This is a genomic window from Enterococcus sp. 1001283B150225_161107_E12, from assembly GCF_015556925.1.
Taxonomy (GTDB): domain Bacteria; phylum Bacillota; class Bacilli; order Lactobacillales; family Enterococcaceae; genus Enterococcus_B; species Enterococcus_B mundtii.
Genome location: NZ_JADNNI010000018.1, coordinates 32188 through 54112, shown reverse-complemented (window position 1 = coordinate 54112; position 21925 = coordinate 32188). Strand labels below are relative to the sequence as shown.

Genomic DNA, 21925 nt, shown 5'->3' with positions numbered 1-21925 from the left:
TACCAACATTAGTCTCTAAATAATAAAATTTTTTGTTGAGTAGAGTATCTTTTGTTGAAATTACTAATACCACACAGACTGAATGATAACTTCAGTTTGTGTGGTATTTTATATAAATAGCCACTTAAATTTAATTTTCAAGTAATTAGTTTTTTCAGACCACGAATGGATACTGGAATAATGTCCCCATTTTCTAAAGTGACTTCCCGTATCTTTTTATTAATCATTTGAATATTCTGGGTATTTACTACAAATGATTTATGGCAACGAATAAAGTGATGGTTTCTATCTTCAATCTCTTTTATGTTGCCATAGAACTGTAATTGACTATAAGGGAGATGTACCTCTAATTTATGAGGTACACCAGGAGAAGTAGAAAAGTATTGGATATCTTTAACAGGTAAAAATTTGATTTCATCGTTGAATTCGATTTTAAACATCTCTTTTTCTAAAGGAGCTATTTGAAGATCTTTAAATAGCTTGCTTAAAATACGTTCGATATTATCTTTTAAATGTAAAATATCTTCCTTGATAATATAATCAGTAGGTTCAATATTATTTTTTAAAATAATCAACGAAAGATCAGTATAGGAAGTGACATAAATTATTTTACCAGATGGATCAAGATCACGAATTTTTTTACCGAGTTCAATCCCATTCAATTCACTGTCTTTTAATTCGATATCTAAAAAATAAATACCGAAAGGAGATGTATTTATTTGAACACTTGTGAGTAAATCTTGGGAATTTGAAGTGACGAAATGGATATAGCAGCCTAAGTTTTCGATCATGATTCGATTCTTTATGACAGTAGTTATCAACTCCAGTTGTTTCGGATCATCTTCACATAGATATATTGGAATCATTAAAAAGCTCCTTTTAATGTGTTTGTATATAAATTGTTTGAGAAAAACGCTGATTTTCAATTGAAGTTTCAATCAATAGATAAGGGTTCGTTTTTGCCAACTCATCCAGGATATGCAGACCTAGGCCTTCATTTTTAGGATTGCTCTTCGTAGAAAAACCCTTTTGTTTTAATTGGTTAAGTGGCAGTGTATTGATAGTTGTATTAACTATTCGAATAACTAACGAATTCTTCTTCTTTAAAATTAACAATTCGATTTTTTTCTTTTTTGTCACAGCAGCTCCTTCTGTTGCGTTATCTAAGACAATACCAAGTATACGAACTAAATTGACCGCATGCTTGGAATCAATTTTGACTTCTTCAGGTATGGTTATCTGTAGAGAGATACCTTTCTCTATTGCCATCATTAATTTTAATGACAATACACTTCTTATTTCCGGTACATTTATTTTATCCAATAAACTAAGATTTGCTGGGGAAAGATTCATTATCTCACGTGTAGGCAATATATTTTGATCGTAATATTTTTTTAGCCCTTCCAGATCCCCTTCAATAATATAACTATTCATCGAAAATAATAGATTCTGATAGTCATGTTTGAATTCCCTAAGTTCTTGATAATTTTTCTCAATATCTCTTATATAATCTTGTTGTAGCTGGATACGTTGCTCCAATAGTTGTTCTTCCATTTTTGCATTTGAAATTTTCCAATAATAAATAAAAATAATTAAACCAATACATAAATATAGAATAAAAAAAGTAGTATTTAACGCAAGTACTTCCGGATTTCCTCCCGAAAAACGAGTATATAAGATAATAATATAATAAGTTGAAAGAATAAATACACCGATTGTACCGATTATTTGGTAATCAATTGCATAAGACCAATTATCAAGGGCTTTTCTAAAACTATAAGCAAGGATAAAAGACAAAAGAGCTGAAAGTGCAATATGAAAGTACTGCGAGGCGTCTCCGGGTTCGATCACGGAAGAACCAAGTACTATAAAGTCTCCTATACTTGCTAGATGATCTCCTAGCAGAGAAGATAATAATCCCAAAGTTAAAGCATAAACTAATTGTCGATGTGATGAAGATAAAAAATGGAATATCATAGCTAACATAAAAATTGCTATTAGTGTAGAAAAAATACCAAATATTGGGTACAAGAAACTTAATAAGATAGCATTTAAGCAAGTAACAATTAGAAAAAGAGATTTATGTACTATTTGATGATTAATGAGTAATATACAAATGGTATAAATGAAATATTGTAAGGCTATAGGCCACAAAAACATAGAATACATCTCCTAATGTGTTTTCTAAAATTATAGCATAAAGCTTATAATATAGTTTTTTAGTAATTAATTTAACCTTTTTAATTGTATAGAAAATTACCGTTTTCTATACAGTTGGATGTTTTACAAGTTATATGGAGTTTAATAAGAGTTTTTCTTTTAGTCATGGTATGTTTTATTTTGATGGTTTATCAATATATATATAGAATGGTATAATATTTATGCTGTCTGCTACCCCGGCCTATTCTGGCAAGGGGAGGAGGTTGTATTATGAATTACCTTTTCGATATGTTTTTTGCAATCGTAGCAGAAGTAACCGCGCATTACATCTGTAAATGGCTTGATTGCAAAATTATTGCCAAAAAAGACAGTAAGCCTACCCGTTAATCTGAATAGAACGTAAAAGAAAACCACTAGCCCGCCAGCTAGTGGTTTTTGGTGTATCATGAATTACCTTTTCGTTAAAACAATTATACCATATCTACTAAAAAATACAATTATTAGATAATAGACGAATTATCATTACCACTTTGATGAAAAAAAACGAATAATCATTTATCAACAAGCTCTTGAAAGGCAGGATCGTACTTTGTTGATGCTTGAGGTATTACTATATCCATCTTATCAATTAAGTTTTTTTGAATTACTGCTTGAATTTTTTTCTTATCTAAAAATCTAAAAAAATGTATCTCCAGGATGTAACCCATTTTCTTTAAGAAACTCCTTTGAAATTGTTAATACTACTGAATCCCCCCATTTCTCTGAATTTTCTTTCTTCAATTGCTATAGTCTTCTCCCTCCCCTTTTCTTTTTGTATATACCGTATATACACTTGTTGATATTAAATCAATCGTACTGTCTCTTATGTCTAATTATATAGAAAGATGAGTCTTTCTTTATAGTTATAGATATAATATTTCTTTTGTAAAAAGGTACTTTATTTGTTGACATACATCGCTTTAATTGGTATAGTCCAATTATAAGTAACTTCCCTACCCTACTTATAAAGAAAGGTTGATTTTAATGAATTATAAAGACACGTATAAAAAAATCGATGAATTATTAAGTCATATGCCAGATTATATAAAAGATTTTGTACAGGCTCGTGATGACCAAGATCAATCCCCACAAACTACACTGGAATATTTAAAAAATTATAAATTATTTTTTAAATGGTTAATTAGTGAAGCTGTTCTAGCAGATACTTCTATTCATTCATTGAGAGAATTGACTCCTTATGAGTTAAATTTATATAAATCATATCTAAAACGACGTTCCAAAGAGAATATAAAAAAAGTATCTACGAAACACTATTTACAAGATAGTAATAATTTAGGATTGTCTATTGCAACGATCAACCGAAATATTACTGCTCTGAAGGTTTTATTCAAGTATCTATCCTCTAGCTCAAATAATCCTAATGGCGTGCCCTATCTAAATACTAACCCTATGGAACATGTTGCGACAATAGCAGACAGAACGACACTTGCAGCTCGAGCAAATGCAATCGAGAAAAAATTATTTTTAGACGAAGATACTCAAAACTATTTAGACTATATAGAGTTTGAATACAAAAATTCTTTGAGTTCTAAGGCTATCTCCTATTATTCGAGGGATGTTGAACGAGATCTTGCTATTAATGCATTGATTTTAGGTTCTGGATTACGGTTATCTGAAGTAGTAAATATAAATGTGGACGATCTATCTTTAGATAAGAATAAAGTTGTGGTGATTAGAAAAGGAAATAAAAGAGATGCTGTAAATATTGCAGCTTTTGCCATGGAGTATTTAGCAAACTATCTAGAGATTCGTAGCAGCCGCTATAAGGCTACTGATAGTGAGAAAGCAATGTTCTTGACTATTTATAAAGGTGAGTCCAAAAGAATGACAGGCATAGCAATTGAGCGTATGGTAGCGAAATATTCAAAGGGGTTCAAAGTACAAGTTAGTCCTCATAAGCTACGCCATACGTTAGCCACAAGGTTATATAAACAAACTAATTCACTAGTTCTTACAGCTCAGCAATTAGGGCATACTAATACTACTACCACGACTTTGTATACGCATATTGATAATGCTGCTACAATTGATGCGTTGAATGCTTTATAAGTAATCGAATTAATTATAAAAATAGTATTGAAGCGGATATTCAAATAAAAGTATTTATAATAGTAATTTATTATGTTACTACTATATTACTATTAAGTTATTTCATGTAAAAATTGCTTAGGAAGAATATATTATATTCTACTACCTTAATTGAATATAAGTGTAGTCCTAGTGTTACTTGTAGAAACGTTGGTGCGATAGTAATAAGAAAGTATATTATATACTACTATTATTATCCGTGTAAAAAGTTACTACCGGAACTAATAATTATAGTAGTAAATAATATAGATAACTTGATATCGTCTATTGATTCAATCTAAAGTTGTCTATAGGTTACAATAGTTGTTTGTGTTAGCTATAAAATTATATAATAAAATAAATTAAGCCCTTAGAGAGTAGGAATTCTCTAAGGGTGTTTTTGTATCTATAGACCGTTTTTATTTTCAATTATGATTTGTTCTAATTCTGGCATTTCATTTGTTACATACTTTCTTGCAAATTCTAAGTTATTAAGCCATTCATTTATCGAGGATCTTTCTATAATTAATGGCATACGATCATGTACTGGAGCTACTGAAGTATTTGGTCTGGTCGTCATTATAATTGATTCTGTTTCAAATCCTGTTTCAGTTTAATGGATACGATAAAAGCCACCAATAAATAAAGTACTGTTCTCCTTTATTTTAAAGAAAAATTTTTGCTTGTTGAGATCCCACTCATAAAAACCAGACATCGGGAAAATACAGCGAGAGTCTCTAAAAGCTTTCGAGAATATTTTCTTTTCTTCTACTGTTTCTGACCGTGCATTGATCATCAGCTGTCCTTTTTTAAATCCCTCAAATCCCCAACGTGTGATACCAGGAACAACTTCAGATTCTTTGTTGATTCCTAGCGTCACTACATGATTTGAAGGAAATACTTCATTGGTAGCAAGTCGTATATCTTTGTCAGCTACTTTTGATTCTACTTGATCGTAATATCTTTTAAGTTTATCATACTCTAAATCAAAAAAATATCGTCCGCACATAGTATTCACCTCCAATAAGATAATTACTTAGTTAAAACTATAGATTTAGTCTATTTCATATGAAAATTGAAAATGATATTAATATTTTATTTTTCTACTATTACAGTTTATCTGAATTATCCTTTCCTAGAAACAAATTAGGCTTCAACAACTTTGTTTTTTGTTTATTATGGTATATTTCTTATTAAGAAGGAAAAATTACTTGATTAAAAAAGCACGAACACACATGTACGAATATATGTGTATATATATATTCGTAAACATAGACATAAATATAAACACGAATATGAAATGAAGCATGAGCAAATGTGTATACTTCTTATAGTTATTATTAATTGGCAATGACGAGTAAAATTCGCATTGATTCCAATTTGTGTCAGTAAGTTACTACCTTAATTCGAAGAGCGGAATATTTTTATTGAAACGTATAAAAAGAAAGACATATACTGGGCATTTGAAACTGTATTATGTACTACTATTATTTTGAATAAAAAGATACTACCATAATTTATAAATTATGGTAGTATCTTTTTATTGTTTATAATTCATTCCCCAGTTGTTACGTATAATCGTATTAGTTTCTGCCTCGATTTCATCAACTGTTCGAATCACAGTACCATCTATATCAGTTTCAGGAATAGTAGGTTTTTTCTTTCTGAACATTTCTACTTCTCTCATAACATTATTAAAAAGGTCTTGTTTATCTTCTTGAGTTAGATGTTGTTTGATGTATTCATCAAGAGCTTTTCTCAATAACTCGTCTCTAGTTAAGTTAGTTTCATATTTTTCAACCATGACTCTAGAGGTTGCGTTTAAAATAGGAGATAGTTTTAAAGGCATTTGTGCAGAAAAAGAACGATCGAACTTTCTTACTGGAGCCCCTACCCCTTTTACCTTCTTTGATGCATCGGATTTTCTCTTAGATTGAATAGCTTTCTTTTCCGTACTTTTAGTAGGACTTATCTGAGATTTTTGAATAGATTCCTTGGTATGATTGCTTTCTACTACTGCTATATTTTTATCTGTATCTTTAGATTGAGTTTCAGATTGTATTTTTTTTATATTTTTTCTAGTTGAGGCACCTGCTCTAATTTTATCTAGCCCCTTATTATTTTTGAAAATACCTAGATCTTTTATATCAGCCATTTAAGTGACCTCCTACTCATACCAGGCTTCATGTTCAAGCAACTCGTCATATATATTGATAAACAGATGATGACAGCGTCTATCCCACTGTTTTAGTTTTCCTGCTTTAGTTAATTCCATCGTAATTCCAGATCCGTCATATCGCTTTAAGCGTGCATTCTTTAATACAACATTCTTCAACAAATGATCGCCATATATTTGTTGTGCTTGTGCATACATTTCTTGATCGACAGCGTCCCCACTCTCTAACATAAAAGGAATCACCCCTGCAACTTTTAGAGACGTATCAAACCCGTCAACAAAGAAATCCATATATTCTAAATACTGCATGGCATTTCTCATCGATTTAACCTGAGTCTGAAGAACAACAATCGCAAAATCGGCTATATACATCGCAGACTTACTATAAATAGAAATTGATGGTGGTACGTCCAGGTATACAACGTCAAATTCATCAAGTAACGGTCCTAATCTTTTTTGCATATAAACAAGCTTATCAGCGGAATCCGAGAATTGATCTTTGATCCAATCGTCGTAAAGTTCAAAACTCATATCTGCGGGTAAGATATATAAATTATCTACTACCTTATATACAGCATCTTTAGGGTCAACTCGAGTGTCATTATCTACTACCTTATTCCAGTCAACTTCCCCATCCGACTCAAGATTTAAATCAATAGGTTCTTTTCCAATTAGTACATCGGTTATTGTATTTTCATAATCAAGAGGTTCTCCGTCTCCCCCACCCTCTTCAGCAGAAAAGTTCATATGGGTTAAACTCATTACGTCAGAAGTATTTCCTTGCATATCTAGATCAACGATCAGAGTTCTTTGTTTTTTTGCTACAGCTGCTTCGAATCCTAACATTTGCGCACATGTACTCTTCCCTACTCCACCTTTGAAGTTTCCTATAACGAATTTCTTTGACAAGTTAAGTCACTCCTTACATTATCTACTACCTTTTTAATAATATTAACATACTACCATAAATAAAGCTATAAAAATTTAATTACCTACTACCTATGAAAATACTGATATAACAGTATTTTTAAAATATATAAATAGCTCCTATTTTAAATTCTATAATTATTAACTACCATACTTCGATGAGCATTAAAATATTTTTTGAGAGTACTGCTTTTACTTAAGCTATTATGTACATAAGTCATTTAGATCAAAACAAATGTAAACTTTTTTGGAACATATAGGCGGGTAGTAATTAAAGAAGGTATAAAGTGTAATATGGTAGTAAGTAATTTGTAGTTTAGGTAGTATTTAATATAAAATATAAGCAATAAAGGTAGTATGTAACAAATGTATAGGGTAGTACATATATAGTATTAAAGTAGTCAATAATAGATTATGAAGGTAGTAATTAATATAAATATTTTAGATAGTATATAATTAAATACTATTTAAAGTAGTATTTAATTATAATATGGTAGTAGATAATTTATAAACTGAAATTCAATTAATTAAACTTGGGTTTTTTAAAAAAATATATTATCTACTACTATAAATATCTGTTTAGATACTACCTTAAACATATTAATGATAAAGGTAGTATCTAAATATCAATAAAAGTAGTACATAATATTAAAATTTAGATTAAAAGGTAGTAGATAATATTTAATTTAAGTAGTATATAATTATAAGTATTTAAAATTAAGGTAGTATATAATCGTTGATAAAGGTAGTATATAATAATAGTTTAGTTCTACTTAAGGTAGTATGTAATATATTTTAGGAGATTTAGTACTTGAACTAAAAGTGGTTATCAGATATTCTTACTTATGAAACCTAAAGCAGAAAAAAAGGGACGGAAAAATAAGTGAGTTGGACCTCACCTATTCTTTTGAATCACATACAGCAACTATGTGTTCACGCTCGTCTCATGATTGTGTAAGTAGGTATATATTTAGTGTTCTAGATCCAATAGTTATGTTCTATTAACGGAAAATCATATCTCTTATTTAGAACCCACTTGTTTAGGTTGCGAAAAGGTTGATATGTAGGCATTCTTTCTTATAGCAGATGTTTTTCCATTAAACTTGCTATTTACAGATTTAAGATTTATGCGGTAAGATATATTAGAAAATTACATAAAAAAAGAGACGGAAATAAAAGATTCTACCAAAATCTATTATTTCTGAATCACATGACCATACTTCATGTGTTCACGCTCGTCTCAAGAATATGTAAGTAGCTACCAACTACTTATATTTAAAAGGATTCGGAAATCAATTCCGATTACCTTTATTTTAACAAAAAAAGGCGAGCAACTCAACATAAAAACGTTTATTTGATGTGCTTTTTAAGAGTATATTAATCAACATTGATGAGAGAACACATAGTATAGCTGTTTCGGCAGATATTCGATGTGTTCTCTTTTAATTTGTGGGAAGGACGTAAAGTTGATGTTGATTAATTTATATACAACGCTTTTGAAAAGTGGTATTAGAACATATAAATATCGAAATAGCACCATTAAGCCTATTCAGTATGAAAATACGAGTAGGAATGGTGCTATCTTTGCGTACCGTACGAAACAATTAATGAATGCTGGACGTGGGATGGTGATCACATCTGAAGAAGCGATTCTTGAAAACGAAAATAAACTGACACATTGGACTCCTAATGTGTATCGATATGGAACGTATGCTGACGAGAATCGATCCGTGGTTAAGGGACATTCTGAAAATAATTTAAGCCAAATCAATACTTTTGTTGTAGATATCGATACAAAAGTTAGTCACGAAGGGGAGATCGTTCTTGCTTGTTTAGATCAGATTGGTTATATGCCAACAATGATTTTAGAGTCTGATCATGGCTATCAAGTGTATTTCGTATTAAATAGCCCAGCTTACGTAACGAAAAAGAGCAACTTCAAGGTAGTCGAAGTTGCAAAACGTATTTCTACAACGATTCGTAAGCAATTAGCAAAGCAATTACCTGGAATCGATGTGGGCTGTAATCACTTTGGAATTGCACGTTTTCCAAACAAAAAAAATATAGTTTTTTACGAGGAAGCTTATCAATACGCATTTTCAGAATGGTTGAATTGGTCAATGAAAACAGCTTCTAGTCAAAAAACTGAAGCGGAACGAGAAGCTAAAATTGTTGTTTTCCCTGAGAAAAAAGAGTATCGACAAGTGGATGAACCCTGGTTCGATCTATTATTACGTAAAGCAGATATTATCGGTGGAGAGGGCCGTTTAGGTCGAAACAATGTGATTTTCACATTGGCTCTTGCTTATTTCTCTTCGGGATATGAGCTGGAAACATGTGAATATAACATGTTCGAGTTTAATGAGCGACTAAATGAACCTTTGGCTGAAAGGGAAGTAAGAAAAATCGTTATGAGCGCTTATTCTGGAATGTACCAGGCAGCGCAACGTGATTTTGTTTTAGAGCTGTGCCAGCAATGGATCTTTGCAGGACTGCAAGAGAAAGATTTGTTTATTCAACGTCGTGGTTGGTGGAAATTTAAAAAGCCAAGAGAACAAAGAAAATATAGTCATAAAAAAGAATGGAAAGAAGATCTATTGGCTTATCTAAGCGAAAAAAGTCATGCTAGTGAGCCTTATTTGAATATGTCTAAAAAAGAGTTGGCTTCAGAACTCACGATGCCCAAGCGAACACTTGATAAGATCTTAACCGAGTTAAGGCATGAGAATAAGGTTTTCTACAAGGTAACACGAGGAAGAAATGGCGGAATGATCATTGCTTCAGTCAAAATGTTGTTCATGAAGGTCATTCAATTAAGAAAAGAAAAAAGATTAGCTTATTCAACAAGGATCACAGAGGTATTTGAATTAAACGGGAGCTTGGTAGAAGAGACATTTAAACAATTATCAGCTACCTTGCCTGCCCTTAAAGAAGTGAATCTTTTTGAATTAGATACAGGATAAAAAATAAAAGATGCAAATTGCCTTTTACAATATATCTTTGATACTGTTTCTTTTTTGCTTGGAGGTTTATAGTTGTCCGCTACTTGCTTTGTTCTACGAAGAGGGGTACTATTATCGCATGTGCAATAATATATCTTGAAGGAGGACTTACTGACCATGAGTGTCAATACTTATGTTTATCCTTATCCTATCAATGTTTTTATTATCGGTGGCTTAGGGATGACTGTAGAACAATTTTGTGAGATTCATGATTATAGACAGTCTACTGTGGCAAGTTGGGTGACCCGAAATCGTTCTGTAGCAACGTTACCTTGCGATTTTTTGTACTGTTTAAGTTTATCATCAGGGCAGTCTATGGGGAGTGTTTATGATGAACTATTAGCCTTGGAGGATAAGTTTTTAAAAGGATTAAATCCAAAAAAGAAAAAGGAAAATATCGATTAATTTTTGATTGATTTTGAAGAAAAAGGTGGAAAATTTCTTTTTTCTTTTCTTGCTATGTATCATTTACAAAAGTGATACAAGTATGTTGAGGTATCAAATGTCAGAGTTTATTATAAGCTAAAAGAAATATATAGGGAAAAATACTATCAAAAGCCAAAGCAGAAAATGAAACTAGTACGGTAGTTATTTTTGAAGATATAGGGAATTACGGAATCAACGCAGCTAATGAATTATATAAAACAATCCTAAAAGCATACCAAAAGCAAAAAACAGAAAAAGTTGATAATATTCAAAACCTTATTTTTGTCTATGTTAAGAACTGGTTTATTGAATATCCGATCGCAATTAAGAAATTTGTAGAATCAACTGAAGGATTACCAGAAGTACCAATGCATAATTGGGTCGAGGGAATTGACTAGATAAATTTGTATGTCTTAGATCTATGTGTGTCTCCGCGAAGCTGTAGTGTCTGTTTTGACTGATGATCAATTAAAAACCTATTTGTCTAATCTATAAAATAGGCTACTTCACCAGGTGTTCCAAAAGTGATTAAATTATTCAGACTGTACAAAGCAATATCAGCAGTAGTTTTAATTTTATTCCTATGATAGTCTGTCATGTTAACAATAAATTCTACTTCTTTTTTGTAATTTTTGGCTTTTTGTAGGGCTACTTCCTTGTCCGCTGGAGTTAATGCTTTGTAGTACTCAATTCTAATTCTGAACAAGGTGAATAATAAGCTGAAATTAAATATTGGCCGAGAGTCTAATATTTCCCCAAGCTTGTTGCAGGCTTCTTCTGCTTTGGCTAATAGATCAAAATCAATATTATTTGGATCTAAAACAGCATGATCGATAAACGAATCGGTTATGTTAGAGATTGCAGAAGGGAGTACGTGTAAGTACTGACAATCAATTGAACTGATACTTTCTACTTCGTAATTTTTTAAGGTTTCTAAGAAAAACTCTAAGTGGGTAATTTTGAACGTTGGAGTAAAATCTGCGATAAGTTGAAGATAATAATTTGTTAAATAGTTTTTGCTTTGTATCTCAGAAAAGAGTGTATCTATTTCTTCGGACGTAATAGGTTCAATAAATTCCGCAATATTTTTAAATTGGTGTTTGACATATAGGTAGCTACGATAGGATCTTAAAGATTTGTCTTTCTCCAATTTAGCAATTTCATATAAATCTTTTAATTCGTCTAAATTTAATTCATTGTCAATTGATTTTTGTGTGACTTCTCTAATCTTTGCTGCGACAGCATTTTCCATGTTTTCGATATCATTGAGATCTGTAATATGCGCATTAAGCCTGTTCATGATTAATTCTAATTCTGTAGAAGTTAAGGCACGTTCGCCTTTTTCAAATCTTGAATAAGCTGAAGTGTCCATAATGTCTTTAGCAATTTCAGATTGCTTCACACCCTGTTTCATTCGTAGTCTTCGTATAAGTAAATGAATGTTCATACCATGTCCTTTCTGTAATGTCAATAAAAAAATGTCCATTTGTGAAATTCACAAGTCAGCAGATTTTTGGAGATTTTTGTAAAAACTTGTTGTATGATTTATATGACGTCAATATTAAAAGCTGTACAGTAATAAAAAAAAGGAGGAGAAACAGTATGTTTCCATTTCCAATTGATCCACGCGACGCACAAGTAACACGTCCTTAGAAAGTTATTTTTATACCAAATAAACGAATAGACCAATTTATTTAAAGATTCATGTGAAACTTTTTATTATCTTTTTTTTAAGTAAATTGTCTAAATTTAGTATAAATTAGAATAACTATTAAAACAAATTATATCTAGTTAGAAAACCTGTAGGTATGCGTTTCTTTCTTAAATTAAATAAGGAATTAGCGGGATTTATCAAAGGATGTTTTTCTTTAAATGAGATAGAATCTGAATAAATTTAGGATAATTTATTGTTGCCAGAGGGATAAGAGCATGTTATCGTTAAAAGGAATTAAACAAAGAACTAGATTTTGTTCGCCGAAAAGGAACTAGACATTTTAGGGTCTGGTCTTGAAATGAAGGCAAACAAAAAGGAGCACCTTTAGCTCTCTCGCTCCAAACTGATTGGCGTCAGTTTGAAGGTCGTTGAGAGTCAAAGGATCCAAACAACATCTTACCCATGTTGCTGGATTGCTCCTTGATAATTGTAGACGAAGTCTACAACGTTGCTAATTATAACAAACATCTGAGTGGTATTCATTCGTTTTTACTTAATTTTTAAAATCTTTTTTTATGAAACATTCCTAAAAGAGATTTACAGAAGGTGAGTAAGGTCGTTTGTGTACTGGTTTAGACTAATACGATTCGTTTTTTTACATGTTTGATTCAGTGGGGGAGTGCGTGTAAAACGAACGATCAAATTAGCTGTTATGGGGCGTTGTCGACAACTACAGTCATTAAGGGGGAATTTCACACATGTGGAATTCCTCCTTTTTGTTTGCCTTTGTTTTCTGATGTTCGCACGAGCAAGCTAGTGAAGGAGTGGTAAAAAATGAATAAGTCTGCACGAATGAAGCCCTGTTCTCCTCGATTGATTTTACAACGAGCGATTACGGTTCGTTTAATTGATGGCAGTATATGGGCAAATCTTGGAAATGGAAAATTTGTTCATCAAACAGATCTAACGGTTAAAGAAATAGAGGTGCTTTATCCCAAAATTAAAACAGTCGTTGAAAGTGGCGGAAAAATTATGGCGAAGAAAAAGCATTCGGCTCAATCACTGGTCATACTTGAACCACCAATGAAAGTGAAGGACTGGGCTTGAAAGATCGTTAAACGAAAGACATAGCTGTTTGTAAAGAACGTTTTTCGTTGTTTACATGATCCTTGAAAACTGGATAGTATCGGACGTTTATCCAGGGCGTAGTGTTTGGCTTTGGAATCAAACGAGAAAGGTCTTGCTGTTTTCTGTCTGGCGAGATAGATACATTCAAAAATGACAGACTGCTTGACTTGGTAACTCAAGCAGAAGATCGTGTCTCTGGCATGTAGCGAGAAAAGTAGCGCAGTTGAACGCCTTAAAAACCAGCTGTTTATTCTGAAAAGAAATACTTTGGACCTCTCAAAATGATGAAGAGAGACAGGTTGTCCGTAATCTTAAAACGGTCAGGTTCCCACTTATCCGAAAAGTGTTGTACCATTTTTACTACTTGTTTGCGGTTCTTTGTGAACAGGTATGTCTTTAGAGCATAAGAAATAGGAGTGAGTTGAATGACTGAAATACAAGTATTACTTACTTTTATGCGGCAGTCTAAGCGTAAGGCAATCAAGCGTCGTAGTTTAGATAGTTGGTTTGAAACGAATGATTACTGGATAAAAGAAAGACAACTCAAACTGTTCCAACAGCTACAGCGTAGCAAGGTATTACGAGTCATGGGAACTGGTGAAATCATTCGAGTCGAGGCAATGCAGGAGTATTTAGCGTTGTTTGATTATATGCAAAATAAAAGAAAGTCACAATTATCGCATGATCACTTTTCTCGATGGTTGACCGATCAATCAGCCTGGCATGCGAAAAAAACGGAACGACTGATTAGACAGTTACAATGCACAGAGACAATGAAAATAACTGAATTTGGTGTGATCATTTCACACGAGAAACAAAAGAGAGGGGAAAATGGATGGCAAAAGGTACAGCAAAAAAAAGTATAAAAGGCAAAAAGAAGCGATTTTTCCAATTGGAGGAACTATTGTTAAAGGAGCAGGACTTGGAGTTTATGATCGGACAAGAAGATTTGTTTGCGAATAATATCCAGTTCAAACATGATGAAGTATTACCTGGAGAACGGGCCTATATTGTCACGCATAAAGTCGTCCAGTCTACCCCCTTATACAAGAAGCAGTTGATCCATTTACGTTACATCCATTCGTTGAGAGTCGTGAACAATTTGGAAGAAGGACGACTGGTGAAGGAAGTCCCAGTAGCAAAAATTATTCGTTCGAAAACAGGGATTTATTTTATCGTCGATCGAGAAAGAGTCACACAGTCGTATTATCAACGAAAACAGCGTAATCAACTTCCAGGAGTCATTGCCGAAGAAACGTTTCGGAACTACTAAAAGATAGAATCACTCTGTCTGATTTATTAAATATGGTGGGATGTTTCTTTTAAATAGATTAACGATATTCTTAAAAAGATAGAGATTGTGGAATGAGAAGAAATAGTGGAAAGGCGAAGTTATGGAAACTTTGAAAGAAGCTTTAAAAAGAAGAAAGATTGAATGCAGAGTTGAAACACCTGACTTTTTCTATTGTGGTTTTGCTAGTGATTTGTTAGAAGAAATTTCGGAAAAAGAGTTGAGTCTAGAAGTGAAAAGAAAAAGACTAGAATATCTCTACGGTGATAAACGTTGGGATATTGAAGTTAATGAAAGACAGAGATAACGGAATAGGGGGGGATAGAAAATTGATGATGAATGCAGAAGAAAGAGTTTGGGAAAGAAAAGAAGAAACATTAACTAGATATAGAAGTTTTGAAAAAGGCTTGGCAGTTGATACAGGTTACGATACTAAGAAACTTGCGAAAGTTTGCGAAGAAGAAGGTATCACCCTAGATAAATTTACCGAATATGCTCAAAAAAGAGTCGGAACTTTTAACAAGTAATTCCACTATTCATTAAAATTAAGAACTAAGAAAAAGAGGTTTTAAATTGCAAGATAAAGAAGATAAAGTATTACTTATTCTTGGAGAAACAGGGACTTTCTTAGTGGTATTAGTTCTTAAGTTCGCAGGAATAATTTACGGCGGATTTGTTACCATGAAGCTTTGGAATGGGATCATTTCACCAACTTTTAGTTTCGATCAGCTGAATTTTTTTCAGGGGTTAGGGTTAGATCTCTTTGTAAGTTATCTCTTTTATAACAGCGGAATCTCTGGAAAATATAAAAGTGAATCGATTTTTGCTCCGATTATTGAGTCGACGATATCTACCACTTTGTTTTGGAGTGTTGGATCACTCATTATGTTTTTTATCTAAAAGTAACTGCTGTTTTCTTGTCGTGGACTTCGAAACAGAAGAAACTCAAAATTTCAGATTAGAGAAGGATAATTAAACGCACACGTAAGAATAAATCAGGAGGATAGAAATGTTTATATTGAAATACAAGTATGAGGTGTTGTTAAAAGTAGTTGTTCATGTGATTGTGTTTATTGGGATTTTATCGATGGCAATGAAAGTACAAACGCAACAGTCAAATTTTGATAATTCGATAAATACTGTCCATTTCTCTCGAAAGTTAGCTTATGACTCAAATCATGAACTTAAAGAATATGTAGATAAAAATTATGTTCAGCAAATTATTTGGAAAACACACCCACTTCTAGGATATCCCGAAAGCATTTCAAGCAGGATTTTGTTCAAAAGAGAAGCAAATCAAAAAAGTATTGATGAGGCGTGGCAAGATGTAATGAGCCTTGTTGAAGATTATGAACAAAAAGAAACTGAATTAGGGCTTCTAAGGGAGAAGTGAACAATCGGTCAATAGGTGAAAGCAATAGAAGTACCAGAAGGAGAGTGTCGCAAATTATGCTTTCAAATGAATGGACATTAGAATACGAACAGCGACTTGAAAAACTGGCAATGTGGTTTTGGCGAATCTTTATCAGTGGATTTTTTACTTTAATTTTAGGATCAGTAGTTTATTGGAATTATTATTTTTTCGGAATTCTGTGGTTTCCGCTAGTCCTATTACTTTTGTGGTACTTTGTTGTGCTTGGTTTTTTAGTGATTTCATTGAAGTTGATTTGATAGTGAAAATAGTTACTGTAGCAGTCATTTTTACATGTAGTTTTAGTACCTAAATTTTTTTTTTAGACTCCTACCGTGCATTTTCCTATGGATGACTCCCATAAACCTCAAAATGTGAATACTTTTACAAAAAAAGGATATTGTAATTAATTATAAAATAAAAATGTTATCTATACTAAAATGGTTGAAAAATATTTTTAAATAAACGCAATATTAAATCGTTTTTGTTGAAGAAAAATAAAATTGGTCTATATTAATAAATAGTTTTATTAAAATTGTATGAAAAGACACAAGATATCATTTGGCGAAATTTATCAGGTTTGATATGCTTAATTTATAGTTATTATAAATAAGTGAATCCTATCTTAATAGTTGCCAGGGAGATCTTTTCAATCCAAATTCTATGTTTAGGTTTTTCCTTTTTAAAGTCTCAAAGAATACTTTACTCTTGAAATATTTCAACGCTAGGCGCCCTTTTCGTGAAGGACGTCCTCCCTGGTAACTACTAAGCTAGGATTCATTCGTTTTCCAATGAATGATAGTTCTTTTGATTATTCATTTTTTCAATTTATTCTTTCTAAGTGCGACTTGCTTTGCATAAGCTTCAATCTCACTTTTTAAGTATAAACGCACTACTGGGGACTCATTGTATTCAACAAAAGGAGTGACCATGTTCGTTCTTACTGCTTGTTGAAAGGCAGGTCCGGACTGACCCGTAATTTTCATAGCACCTTGCTTTGTAACAAGATTATCTAAGATCCATTCTCGCATTTCTTTTGAATCGGTATCTTTCATGTTAACACCCCCTAAGTATCTATAGAAGTAGTATAGATGAAAAAAAGAAAAAAATCCACGATATAATTGTTGACCTATCATTATATGTATATTATGATATTGATATAATACAAAAAGGAAAGAAGGAAGAATAAATGAAAATGTTAAAAGTGTTAGCAATCGGTGTAACCGTTGGAGGAGTAGCGTTAGCTATTCAGACGGAAAAAGCAGAGGCCGCAGAATGGACGCCTCGATCAGTTGAACAAATCAAAGCTGAAATTTCTGGCAATGAATACACGATAAAGTGGGGCGATACTCTAAGCGCCATTAGCGGAGCGACAAATATTTCAGTTCAAAAATTAGCTGAATGGAATAGCATTGGGAATGTAGATGTCATTTTCGAGGGAAATAAGTTAGTATTTGAAGGAAACATTGCTTCTGTACAAGATCAAAGTGGGAACACTATTAGCCAAGCGGTAATCAATGAAAATGACAAAGTAAATCCAGGTCAACCGATCGGACAAGCGCCAGCAACCGGTTCTAGTAATGACCAAGGTTCACCAGCAGCGACAGTTCCTGTCCCTCCTGCAACAGAAGGAAGTGGGGCAACGGATGCTGGAAACACAGTAACACCGCCAACAGGTGCGGATAATGGATCAACAGGCGGAGGAAACACCGTGACACCACCAACAGGGGGAGACAATGGATCAACAGGCGGCGGCAATACAGTGACACCGCCAACAGAAGGCGATAACGGTTCTACTGGCGATGGAAATGAAACTACCCCTCCAGGTGGAGGCGATAATGGTAACGGTGGAGACAATGGCTCTGAAGGCAATGAAACTGATAATATTCCTGTTAATATTGGAAACAGCGGCATTTTTGCAGCTACTCAAGAAGAGGCTAGCGCACAAGCATATGCATTATGGGCTGAGGATAAATTTGTAGAGTTTACTAGATTCCTAATAAATCCTGCCTTAAATGCTAAAGGCGATATAATCGGATGGACAGTTGTATTTTATAATTAAAAAATAATGTAAAAAAGAGGTAAAGCTGAAAAGCTTGCCTTTTTTTTATGTGCTGAGGTGATAAAAGTGAATAATAGATGCCGAAGCCCGTCATATTCGGGAATTGTTGTAAAGGACTAATGAGCTTATCATTGGTCTTTTTTTGTTGCTAAAAGGCTTATGAGGAGACGATTATGAAATATAAGAAAATGAAAAAAGTGATCAGCTTGTTCTTGCTGACTGTTTTGCTCACAACAGGTTTGCCGATAAATAGTATGGCAACGGTACTGTTGGATCAATCTACTAGTCTCAAAATCAATGATGATTCCGATACGAAAGAAATAAATAGCGATAAAGAAACTAATAAACCTATTAGTACTCCAGTTTTGCTACCATTAATGAATAATCGAGATTTTGTTGGATCTATCCAAACCGGAGAGAGCCAACTAGCTAATGACGGACCGGAGTTAATAACTAAAGAAGTACCTGATAATATGAAAGAATTCTTTATCGGAGAAAAAGATCTTCATGAATTGGGATCGTATTCAGAGCAACAGGAATTAGCTGCACAATCAGATGAATGGCAAAAACTTAAAGAAGAGAAAATGACAAGAAGTTCTTCTTATCGTTTGTCTGAAAATGGTCGCTTAGATGTCAATGTCGCACGTTATACACCTTCTGGTCTACATTATACGCATGACAAGATTATTCGTTGGCAAATTGATGGCGACGACGTCTTCTGTATTCAAGAAGGGGTATTTACGGAGTCGGGCATTTTATACGATCAAAAATTAGATCTTAATGATGTTATATCACCAGAAAGTCGCTCAAAAAGACTTCGTTTTATCGGATATTTTGGTTACTATAACCAGCGTAGCATGGAAAATTATGCACTAACACAAATGCTAGTTTGGGATGAAATGGGAGGAAGCTTTATCAACTATGGAACATTTGGTAAAGCAAAATATGATTCGTTCAAAGCTGCTGTCGATAAAAGGATTGCTGAACATGATCTAAATCCTTCTTGGCACAACACTACTGTAACAGTTAAAGCTGGTGAAGAAATACGCGTTCGAGATACTCATAACCGTTTTTCTTCTTGGAATGGTACTGTTTCAACTAATACGGCTGGTGTGAGTGTACGAAAAGATGGAAATGATTTAGTCATTGCTGCTTCTGCAAATTCTAATGATTCAGGAGTAGTTCGACTAACAAAATATGACCCTAATGGATCGGGGATAGGAACCACGTTTGCTTACACGAATGGGACAACACAAGATCTTTCTCGTCTACATTTACCCGATCCAGGAATTGCTGCATTAAATGTTAAAGTTGAAAAACAAGGTCATGCAGCTGTTCGTAAATTAGATGAAACTACTGGAAAACCTTTAGCAGGAGCAGTTTTCCGTTTTACAACAAATGATGGAAAAACGAAAGAAATCACAACGAACAATCAAGGAATTGGTGAATGGCGTGATTTAATCCATGATCAAAAGGTGACAATGGAAGAGATTCAATCACCGAATGGTTATGTGATTAACAGCAAGCCACAAACAATTACAATCAAAGTAAATGAAACAGTCACGGCAACTTTTGATAATAAGCCTCAAAAAGGACAACTAGAGCTTTCTAAAACAGTTGAAACAGGTGTTTCTACAGTTGTAAATGAAAGTGATCATGGCGACTACACGACGATTGAATTCGAACAACGAAATGGGGATGGATTTGGCTTTAAGATTCGCCCAACAGAAGATGTCGTGACCGGTGACGGTACACTGCGTTATGAAGCAGGAAAATTCTTACAAGCAGATGGTGAAGATATCGTTTGGACTACAGGCGAAGATGGTAAATTTACGACAGATCCACTACTGTTTATCGGTAAGTACGAAGTCGTTGAAGTTTCTGCACCCGCAGGTGTTGTTCTTTTAGACGAACCAATTCCGTTCTCAATCGATTATGCAGGACAAACGGTTGATATCACGTCCTCTTCTTTAGAAGTAGAAAACTTCCTACAAGACCTAAATATCTATGGTCTAAAAATGCAAGAAGTTCTAACTGGTTGGGAAGATGGTAAAGCGGTTGTTGAATTAGAAAATGCGAAAAACGGGCAAGTATTTGCCCTACGATTAGCAGAAGAACTACTTGTTGGAGAAGAAGAATTAGCTGCTGATACTACGTTAGGCTATTCAGTAGTCGAAGAAGGCAAAATTGCTTTTGAAGGGCTGAAATTGCCAAATCAAACAATTCCTATGTATATCCAAGAACTCTATGCAGGTCCCGATCATGTAATGGATGACACGAAGCACCATTTTGTATACGATCCAGAGAACAACGATGTTTCTTTTGATATTCAAGTAGAAGCAAGTCAAGACGAAGCTGAAGGTGACGAAGCTGAAGAAGACCCTGACGCTGATTCTGAGGAGGACGAAGCAGAAGGAGTGACAACTAATGCCAATTTAGATGCTGAAACTCCTAGTACTGAAGAGGATATAGATCTGGAGGAAGAACCAGAAGAGGACCTGACAGGCGCAATTATTAATCGTTTAGCTCGTGCAGGTGTTCAAGTTATTAAAACCGATGGAATGGATCAAAAACCGCTAGAAGGCGTTGCTTTTGATTTATACCGAGTGCCAGCACCAGAAATTGATCCTGAAGAAGATAGCGAGGAAGCGCCTGAAGAAAGTGAAGACGTGGAAGAAGATACTGACACTGAAGAGAACGAAGACGCTGTAAAGACAACCAATTCTGATGAAATCGATACCGATGATTCAACTGATTCAGAAGACTCAACGGATCTAGAAGGTGAAGATGAAATCGATGAGGAAACTCTTGAAGAAGCTGTTCTTATTGGAACGTTCTTGACAGATGAAAATGGTGAGATCAATATCGATGGATTGCCAACTGGACATTATTTGTTGGTAGAATCCCAAGAACTACCTTGGTATCATGCAAACGAAGAAGAGTATACGTTTGAAGTTTCACCAGAAAATGATGGTGAAGTTATTGTCTTTGAAGTAGAAAATCACCGTTTAGATTTAGAAGTGGAGACGCTATTTGTGGAAACTGAAACTGGAAGTAAAGTTTTAGATCCAACAAAAGACAATCATTTAACCGACTTTACTTGGATTCGTGGGGGGAAAGAAGACCATGAATATTATATGCTTACGCAATACATTAAAGTCAATAAAGACACAAAAGAGCAAGTAGCAGTTGTTTCCGAAGATACTTCATCGTTTGTATCCACTGGTGACGAAGAACACGAATTACCAATTACATTAGATTTGCCAGCAAACACAATGGAGAGCGGATATGAATTGGTAGCGACTCATATGATCTATGATGATCCTGAAATGGAGAATCTGGTAAATGAGCATTTCGACTTAGAAAATGAGGATCAAACAGTTCTCTTCTTAACTCCAGAAGAAGAACCTGAATTACCAGTTATACCAAAAGATCTAAAGACACCACAAGTTCCGTCAATCCCACAAGCAGGAAATGCAAGTATTTTGGAAGAGCTTAAGGCTGTTTTTTCGAACCTATTTTAAAATCAAAATAGATGATTAAGAAGAGACGAAGGAAGAA

Annotated in this window: 19 protein-coding genes and 1 pseudogene; 12 read left to right on the top strand and 8 right to left on the bottom strand. The window is 33.6% G+C overall.

Translation table 11 applies throughout. From position 1 onward, the window contains the following. Positions 1-137 precede the first annotated feature (137 nt). The 3 genes from I2F89_RS12675 to I2F89_RS12665 all read right to left on the bottom strand — a co-directional run bounded on the left by I2F89_RS12675 (position 138) and on the right by I2F89_RS12665 (position 2867). Positions 138-866 carry a LytR/AlgR family response regulator transcription factor gene (locus I2F89_RS12675; protein ID WP_195514455.1) on the bottom strand — a complete coding sequence of 243 codons (729 nt, stop codon included), beginning with the start codon at positions 864-866 and terminating at the stop codon, positions 138-140. 13 nt (positions 867-879) lie between these two features. After that, the gene (locus I2F89_RS12670; protein ID WP_195514454.1) at positions 880-2160 is read right to left on the bottom strand and encodes a GHKL domain-containing protein; all 1281 of its coding nucleotides are present in this window, start codon (positions 2158-2160) and stop codon (positions 880-882) included. Positions 2161-2711: 551 nt separating this feature from the next. Then, positions 2712-2867: a hypothetical protein gene (locus tag I2F89_RS12665; protein ID WP_229078130.1), complete on the bottom strand. Its 156-nt coding sequence runs from the start codon at positions 2865-2867 to the stop codon at positions 2712-2714. 316 nt (positions 2868-3183) lie between these two features. Here I2F89_RS12665 and xerS point away from each other — a divergent pair, with 316 nt between their 5' ends. Then, positions 3184-4269 (top strand): tyrosine recombinase XerS, encoded by a 1086-nt coding sequence (gene xerS, locus I2F89_RS12660; protein ID WP_195514453.1) that lies wholly within the window; start codon positions 3184-3186, stop codon positions 4267-4269. Between the two features lie 424 nt (positions 4270-4693). On the opposite strand, the pseudogene I2F89_RS12655 reads toward xerS, so the two are convergent. The 3 genes and pseudogenes from I2F89_RS12655 to I2F89_RS12645 form a co-directional block, all read right to left on the bottom strand. Then, positions 4694-5296, bottom strand: a pseudogene (locus tag I2F89_RS12655) (SOS response-associated peptidase). Between the two features lie 531 nt (positions 5297-5827). Beyond that, the gene (locus I2F89_RS12650) at positions 5828-6442 is read right to left on the bottom strand and encodes a hypothetical protein (protein WP_195514452.1); all 615 of its coding nucleotides are present in this window, start codon (positions 6440-6442) and stop codon (positions 5828-5830) included. A gap of 12 nt (positions 6443-6454) precedes the next feature. Further along, positions 6455-7372 (bottom strand): ParA family protein, encoded by a 918-nt coding sequence (locus I2F89_RS12645; RefSeq protein WP_195514451.1) that lies wholly within the window; start codon positions 7370-7372, stop codon positions 6455-6457. Positions 7373-8859: 1487 nt separating this feature from the next. On the opposite strand from I2F89_RS12645, the gene I2F89_RS12640 reads away from it, so the two are divergent. Both I2F89_RS12640 and I2F89_RS12635 read left to right on the top strand, forming a co-directional pair. After that, positions 8860-10353: a primase C-terminal domain-containing protein gene (locus tag I2F89_RS12640; protein ID WP_195514450.1), complete on the top strand. Its 1494-nt coding sequence runs from the start codon at positions 8860-8862 to the stop codon at positions 10351-10353. Between the two features lie 156 nt (positions 10354-10509). After that, entirely contained in the window at positions 10510-10797 is a 288-nt protein-coding gene (locus I2F89_RS12635; RefSeq protein WP_074801917.1) for a type III secretion system protein PrgN, read from the top strand. A 505-nt stretch (positions 10798-11302) separates the two neighbouring features. On the opposite strand, the gene I2F89_RS12630 is transcribed toward I2F89_RS12635, so the two are convergent. After that, positions 11303-12265: a helix-turn-helix domain-containing protein gene (locus I2F89_RS12630; RefSeq protein WP_267473333.1), complete on the bottom strand. Its 963-nt coding sequence runs from the start codon at positions 12263-12265 to the stop codon at positions 11303-11305. A gap of 1041 nt (positions 12266-13306) precedes the next feature. Here I2F89_RS12630 and I2F89_RS12625 point away from each other — a divergent pair. The 7 genes from I2F89_RS12625 to I2F89_RS12595 all read left to right on the top strand — a co-directional run bounded on the left by I2F89_RS12625 (position 13307) and on the right by I2F89_RS12595 (position 16284). Then, on the top strand, positions 13307-13579 hold the full coding sequence (locus tag I2F89_RS12625; RefSeq protein WP_195514448.1) for a hypothetical protein: 273 nt from the start codon (positions 13307-13309) through the stop codon (positions 13577-13579). Positions 13580-14025: 446 nt separating this feature from the next. After that, on the top strand, positions 14026-14466 hold the full coding sequence (locus I2F89_RS12620; protein ID WP_195514447.1) for a hypothetical protein: 441 nt from the start codon (positions 14026-14028) through the stop codon (positions 14464-14466). After that, the gene (locus tag I2F89_RS12615) at positions 14436-14873 is read left to right on the top strand and encodes a hypothetical protein (protein WP_195514446.1); all 438 of its coding nucleotides are present in this window, start codon (positions 14436-14438) and stop codon (positions 14871-14873) included. Before I2F89_RS12620 ends, I2F89_RS12615 begins: the two co-directional genes overlap by 31 nt. A 121-nt stretch (positions 14874-14994) precedes the next feature. Next, positions 14995-15198 (top strand): hypothetical protein, encoded by a 204-nt coding sequence (locus I2F89_RS12610; protein WP_195514445.1) that lies wholly within the window; start codon positions 14995-14997, stop codon positions 15196-15198. Between the two features lie 25 nt (positions 15199-15223). Further along, a complete protein-coding gene (locus tag I2F89_RS12605; RefSeq protein WP_195514444.1) occupies positions 15224-15418 on the top strand; it encodes a hypothetical protein in 195 nt (64 codons plus the stop codon). A 46-nt stretch (positions 15419-15464) separates the two neighbouring features. Continuing rightward, positions 15465-15791 (top strand): hypothetical protein, encoded by a 327-nt coding sequence (locus I2F89_RS12600; RefSeq protein WP_229078129.1) that lies wholly within the window; start codon positions 15465-15467, stop codon positions 15789-15791. A gap of 109 nt (positions 15792-15900) precedes the next feature. Then, positions 15901-16284, top strand: coding sequence for a hypothetical protein (locus tag I2F89_RS12595; protein WP_195514443.1), 384 nt, complete (start codon positions 15901-15903; stop codon positions 16282-16284). 833 nt (positions 16285-17117) lie between these two features. On the opposite strand, the gene I2F89_RS12590 is transcribed toward I2F89_RS12595, so the two are convergent. Then, complete coding sequence (locus I2F89_RS12590) at positions 17118-17357, bottom strand: hypothetical protein (protein WP_023520641.1); 240 nt, start codon at positions 17355-17357, stop codon at positions 17118-17120. 134 nt (positions 17358-17491) lie between these two features. Between I2F89_RS12590 and I2F89_RS12585 the strand changes: the two genes are divergently transcribed. Both I2F89_RS12585 and I2F89_RS12580 read left to right on the top strand, forming a co-directional pair. After that, positions 17492-18364 carry a LysM peptidoglycan-binding domain-containing protein gene (locus tag I2F89_RS12585; protein WP_195514442.1) on the top strand — a complete coding sequence of 291 codons (873 nt, stop codon included), beginning with the start codon at positions 17492-17494 and terminating at the stop codon, positions 18362-18364. A 173-nt stretch (positions 18365-18537) separates the two neighbouring features. Then, the gene (locus I2F89_RS12580; RefSeq protein WP_023520643.1) at positions 18538-21888 is read left to right on the top strand and encodes a prealbumin-like fold domain-containing protein; all 3351 of its coding nucleotides are present in this window, start codon (positions 18538-18540) and stop codon (positions 21886-21888) included. Positions 21889-21925: the final 37 nt, after the last annotated feature.